We start from the raw sequence: 6141 nt of genomic DNA on the forward strand, positions 1-6141 counted from the left end.
CCCCCCCGCCGCGATGCGGCTCATGGACGGCGGCGCCGGGGACTTCGCGCTCGAGATCGAGCCGGTTTCCGGTCCGATAAGCCAGTCGGTCGAGGACTTCCTCAAGGCCGTCGGTCGCCGCAGGGCGGAGTGGCGGAAGATCCTCGATGCGGTGGGGTCGCTCGATGGACCGCTCGAGATGTCGGCACTGCTCCCGTCCGGAAGCGCCGAGATAACGCTGACCCCGCTCGAGTGGCACATCGCGATCTTGTTCGACGGTCGACGATCCCTCCGAGAGATCGCGCATGAGGCCGGCGCGTCGGAGTTCGCCGCCGCCACGGCCCTGCTTGCGATGTCCAACGCCGGGCTGCTGGAGCTTCAGGGCTCACCCACGGCCGGCGGCGGGGAACCGGAGAGCTACGACGAGGACGAAAGCCCAGACGAGGAAGAGGCCTCCGACGAGGGGGCTACCGGCTACGAGGAAGACGATGAGGCGGGATCACCCGCCGCGGGGGACGGATCGGACGCCGCGGAGGATGGCCTGGATCCGGCCGAGCTCTTGCGGGAGCTGGGCGAGCAAAGGCCGGGCCGCCCGCGCGCCGCCCGCCGGATGGCTCCCGCTACGCGTCAGGAGCAGCGGATCCACCTTCGCTCCCGCTGAATCGGAGAACCCGGCGCTCCGGGCGTGATGGCCGAGCATCCTCCAGGGTGGATCTCCGGCGGCCGATACCAGAGATAACCGCCGAAATCCGGCGGCGATGGTCCGTGCATCGCGACGGGGGCCGGGGAGGACGCGTAACCGCGCGCCGGCTCCCCGGATAGAGCGAGAGCCCATGTCCAAGAAGCGCAGACAGCTCGGCGAGGTTCTCCTCGATGAAGGGCTCGTCACCTACGAGCAGCTCGAGGAGGCGACGAGCGCGCAGGCCCACTCGGGGAAGTCGCTCGGGCGGGTCCTGATCGACCTCGGCTTCGTCGTGGAGCAGGACCTCGTCTCTGCGCTTGCCAAGCAGATCGGTCTGCCGTTCGTCGATCTGTCCGACTATCCGGTCGACCCGGCCGCCGCGGCGCTGATCTCCGACGCGCTCGCCAAGCGGTATTCGGCGCTTCCGATCGGCTACGAGGATTCCAAGCTGGTCGTCGCGATGAGCGACCCGGCCAACGTCTTCGCTCTTGACGACATCCGGACGATCACCGGGCTCGAGATCAAAGCCGTCGTCGCCACGCGCTCCGACATCTACGGTGCCATCGCGCGGTTCCACCGGCTCGATCAATCCGTCGAGGACATCGTCGGGGCGGCGGCCGAGGAATCCGACGAGCTCGAAGATCTCGCCAAGACGCGCGAGCTCGTCGAAGACGCCCCGATCGTCAAGCTCGTCAACCTGCTCATCACCCAGGCGGTCGGGGAGCGCGCCTCGGACATCCACATCGAGCCGCAAGAGAAGGACGTCCGCATCCGCTATCGGATCGACGGCGTTCTGCACGAAGTCATGCGGTCTCCGAAGTCGATCCAGTCCGGGGTGATTTCTCGGCTCAAGATCATGAGCGACATCAACATCGCCGAGCGTCGGATCCCCCAGGACGGGCGCGTGGGTCTGGTCGTCGGCGGGAAGGCCATCGACCTCCGTGTCGCGACCCTGCCGACCGTCCACGGCGAGAAGGTCGTGATCCGGATCCTCGATAAATCCAGCGTTCTGCTCAACCTGCAGGACCTCGGATTCAGCGAGCACAACTTCGAACGTTTCGAGTTCTCGTACCGCAAGCCGTACGGCATGATCCTCGTCACGGGCCCAACCGGATCCGGGAAGTCGACCACGCTCTACGCGGCGCTGAACATCATCAACACCGCCGAGCGGAACATCATCACGGTCGAGGATCCGGTGGAGTACCGGCTTCCGGGAGTGAACCAGATCCAGATCAACAGCAAGGCCGGCCTGACGTTCGCCAGCGCCCTGCGGTCCATCCTGCGATCCGACCCCGACGTCGTGCTGATCGGGGAGATCCGCGACCGCGAGACCGCGCAGATCGCGGTGGAGGCTGCTTTGACCGGACATCTCGTCCTATCGACGCTGCACACGAACGACGCGCCCTCGGCGGTCTCCCGACTCCTCGAGATGGGCATCGAGCCGTTCCTCGTCTCTTCCGCGGTCGACTGCGTGCTCGCGCAACGGCTCCTTCGCGTGCTGTGCGACCGTTGCAAGGAGCTGTACGCCCCGACGGAGGAGGCGTTGAAGGAGGCGAGGATCCCCATAGGCGCCGACGGCACGCTCCCCAAGCTGTACCGGGCGGTCGGCTGCTCGAACTGTGCGAAAACCGGCTACCGCGGGCGGCTCGCCGCTCACGAGGTGATGCTCCGTTCGGAGGAGATCGAGCGCCTCATCGCCGAGCGTCGCTCCGCCGAAGACATCGGCCGTGTCGCGCTCGAGCAAGGGATGCGCACCCTCCGTTCGGACGGCGTCGAGAAGGTGCTCGCAGGCGTCACCTCGATCGAGGAGATCATGCGGGTCATCGTCTGAGGACCGGTCAAGACCGGGCAGGGAACTGTCGAGAACCAGGGCAGAACGCCCCTTATGAATGGGAGCCCCTTTGTCCGTAGGATCCAAGCCGCTCGGAGAGGTGCTCGTCGACGAGCGCCTCATCTCGCGTGAGCAGCTCGCGGACGCCCTCCAACGCCAGCGGGAGACCGGGCGGCCGCTCGGCACCATCCTGCGCGAACAGGGAGTCGTCGAGGAGAAGGCGCTCGTCGAGGCCGTCGCCAAGCAGATCGGGGTGCCGTTCGCCGACCTCGAGACGCGAGGCCCGGATCCCTCTGTGGCCGGCCTGATCCCCGTCGGCTTCGCCACTTCCAACGAGGCGATCCCCGTCCGTATGGATGGCGGCCGGCTCGTGGTCGCCATGACGCATCCGGGGAACCGGACCACGGTCGACGCGATCGCCGAGATGACCGGGTACGAGGTCACATCCGCGCTGGCGGTTCGCCGGCACGTCCTCCAAGCGATCGAGCGGATCGCGACCGGAGAGCCACAACCCTCCTACGAGGAGGAAGTCCTCCAGGAGATGGTCGCGCCGCTGGAGGACGAGCCGGAGGAGAAAGAGCTCAACATGAACGCCCTTCTCGAGCGCGTTCTCGAAGAAGGTGCGTCCGATCTTCATCTCACGGCGCAAACCCAGCCGACCCTTCGGGTGAACGGTCACCTGATGCGGCTCGAGGATTACCCGGTCATGCAGCCGGCCGAGATCCGGCGACTCATCTACGCGATCCTGACGCAACGCCAGCGCGAGAAGCTCGAGAACGATCTGGAGCTCGACCTGTCGTACTCGCTCCCGGGTCGCGCGCGGTTCCGGCTGAACGTCTACTTCCAGCGCGACGCGATCGGCGCGGCGTTCCGGGCCATCCCGCACGAAGTCCGGCCCGTCGAAGATCTCGGGCTGCCCCCTAAGGTGGCGGATTTCGCGCGGCTGGCGCGCGGCTTCGTGCTCGTCACGGGTCCGACGGGGTCGGGGAAGTCGACGACGCTCGCGGCCATCATCGACGTCATCAACCGCCAGCGGACGGACCACATCATGACGGTCGAGGACCCGATCGAATACCTCCATCGTCACAAGACGGCGATCATCAACCAGCGTGAGGTGGGCACCGACACGAAGTCTTTCGCCTCGGCGCTCAAGCACGTGCTCCGTCAGGATCCCGACGTGATCCTGGTCGGCGAGATGCGGGATCTCGAGACGATCTCGGTTGCGTTGACCGCCGCAGAGACCGGGCACCTCGTGTTCGCCACCCTCCACACGCAAGACGCCCCGCAGACGATCGACCGCGTGATCGACGTGTTCCCGCCGCATCAGCAACAGCAGGTGCGGGTGCAGCTCGCGGCGTCGCTCCAAGGGGTCGTGTGCCAGCAGCTGATCCCCACAGCCGACGGAGGGGGGCGAGCGCTGGCGGTCGAGATCTTGATCGCCACTCCCGCGGTTCGGAACCTCATCCGCGAAGGCAAGACCCACATGATCTATTCGGCGATGCAAGCGGGCGCGAAGTTCGGCATGCAAACGATGGATCAAGCGCTGGCGGAGCTCGTCAAGTCGAGGAAGATCACGTTCGAGATCGCGCTCGAGCGGTGCCACAACGCCGAAGACCTCAGCACGCTCGCGGGCCGGTCGTAGGAGGAGAGTTGGCTACCACATTCGCCTACAAGGTTCGGGACCGCGGCGGGAAGCTCGTCTCGGGCACGCTCGAAGCCGACAGCCAGGCGGCGGTCTCGACCAAGCTGCGCCAGATGGGCTTCGCGCCGATCCTGATCGAGGAGCACAAGACCTCCATGGCCAAGATGGAGATCAAGCTCCCGTGGGGCGGAAAGGTCAAGCAGAAGGACCTCGCCGTCTTCTCCCGCCAGTTCGCCACCATGATCAACTCCGGCCTGTCGCTTCTGCGCGCGCTCAACATCCTTTCGGAGCAGACGGAGAACCCGAATTTCGCCCGCGTGATCTCGGAGGTGCGCAGCGACGTCGAGAAAGGCATGTCGCTGTCGCAGGCCGTCGCCAAGCACCCGAAGGTCTTCAAGCGTCTCTACGTCGCGATGATCCGAGCCGGCGAGATCGGCGGTGTGCTCGACAGCGTTCTCCTGCGCCTCGCCGAGAACCTCGAGAAAGACCTCACGCTCCGCCAGAAGATCAAGAGTGCGATGACGTACCCGGCGGTCGTGTTCTGCCTCGTCATCCTGATCATGATCGGGATGCTGATCTTCGTGGTGCCGACGTTCAAGAACCTCTATCGCGACCTCGGCGGGGATCTGCCGCTGCCGACGCGGGTGCTCGTTGCGCTCTCCGACAAGGCGAAGCAGTTCTGGTACATAGTCGCGGCGCTCATGGTCGGCTCCTTCGTGGGGCTGCGGCGGTGGGTCAACACCGAGAAGGGCCGAGGCAGGTGGGACGCGCTGAAGTTGCGCGCGCCCATCTTCGGCCAGCTCGTCCACAAATCTGCTCTCTCGCGCTTCGCCAGGACGTTGTCCGTTCTCATGCGGTCGGGCGTCCCGATCCTCCAATCGCTCGAGATCGTCCAGGAGACGGTGAATAACGTGGTGGTATCGAACGCCGTCCGAGACGTGGCCGCGTCGGTGAAGGAAGGGGAGAGCATCGCGAAGCCGCTCGAGCGTCACGGCACGTTCCCGCCGATGGTCGTTCAGATGATCGCGGTGGGAGAAGAGACCGGAGCGCTCGACACGATGCTCGCGAAGATTGCCGACTTCTACGATCAAGAGGTCGAGGCGACCGTCGAAGCGCTGACGTCGCTCATCGAACCGGTCTTGATCGCCGTTATGGGCGTCGTGGTGGGTGGCATGGTCGTCGCGCTCTACATGCCGATGTTCAACATCATCAACCTCATCGAGTAGTCGCCGACGTCCGGCCCCCCACAAAGGGCCGAAGTCCATAGCGTCGGGTGACTAGCCCGGAACTAGCGAAACGGATTGGTTTTTGCCCTGTCGTCCCGGCGAATCGGACCTTTCGTGACACGTCGGGACGCCGCGCCCTTAAGCCCAAGTGAGCGAGCCCCGATACCTCGATTGAGTCGAACGTCGACCCCCGCGCCCCGCGGGAGAAGGAGGATCCACATGTTGAGTGCAATCCGCGAGCGCCTCGCCCGCGGCCGGGAAGACGAGGGTTTCACCCTCATCGAGTTGATGGTGGTCGTGCTCATCATTGCCATCCTTATCGCGATCGCCATCCCGACCTTCCTCGGTGCTAGGAAGCGTGCGCAGGACAAGCAAGCGCAGTCGAACATCCGTATCGCCCTCGGCACCGAAGAGACCGTTTATACGGACAGCCAGCTGTACGTCGATGGTTCCGCTGCGGCGGGCCAGACCACTCTGAAGGCTGAAGAGGGCAGCCTCAACTGGGACGACGCGTCTCCTGAGGCGGCCGAGCGGGATGTGGCCGTCGAAGCCGTCGACGCCACGTTCCAGGGTGTCGTGCTCAAGAGCTGGAGCTCCTCGGGAACGCTGTTCTGCCTGCTGGACATCCAGTCGGATCTGGCCGCGGCATTCCGCGGGAACAGCACGGCGGGAACGTACTACGCGAAGGTGGCCAACGCCACGTCCGCGACCGCGTGCCCGGCGAGCATCACGGATACCGCCTGGTAGTTCCACCGATCCTGGACGAGGCGGCGGGGACCCC

General features: G+C 65.6%; 5 protein-coding genes. All 5 read left to right on the forward strand.

Features of this window, described 5'->3' with window-relative positions; translation table 11 throughout:
• A partial coding sequence (locus WEB06_08710; protein MEX2555700.1) for a hypothetical protein occupies positions 1-640 on the forward strand: 640 nt, incomplete at its 5' end.
• 172 nt (positions 641-812) lie between these two features.
• A complete protein-coding gene (locus WEB06_08715; GenBank protein ID MEX2555701.1) occupies positions 813-2492 on the forward strand; it encodes an ATPase, T2SS/T4P/T4SS family in 1680 nt (559 codons plus the stop codon).
• Between the two features lie 70 nt (positions 2493-2562).
• A complete protein-coding gene (locus WEB06_08720; protein ID MEX2555702.1) occupies positions 2563-4134 on the forward strand; it encodes a PilT/PilU family type 4a pilus ATPase in 1572 nt (523 codons plus the stop codon).
• An 8-nt stretch (positions 4135-4142) separates the two neighbouring features.
• Positions 4143-5360 carry a type II secretion system F family protein gene (locus WEB06_08725; GenBank protein ID MEX2555703.1) on the forward strand — a complete coding sequence of 406 codons (1218 nt, stop codon included), beginning with the start codon at positions 4143-4145 and terminating at the stop codon, positions 5358-5360.
• A gap of 219 nt (positions 5361-5579) precedes the next feature.
• On the forward strand, positions 5580-6107 hold the full coding sequence (locus WEB06_08730) for a prepilin-type N-terminal cleavage/methylation domain-containing protein (GenBank protein ID MEX2555704.1): 528 nt from the start codon (positions 5580-5582) through the stop codon (positions 6105-6107).
• The last annotated feature ends 34 nt before the right edge of the window (positions 6108-6141 follow it).

The organism is Actinomycetota bacterium, from assembly GCA_040905475.1.
Taxonomy (GTDB): Bacteria; Actinomycetota; AC-67; order AC-67; family AC-67; genus DATFGK01.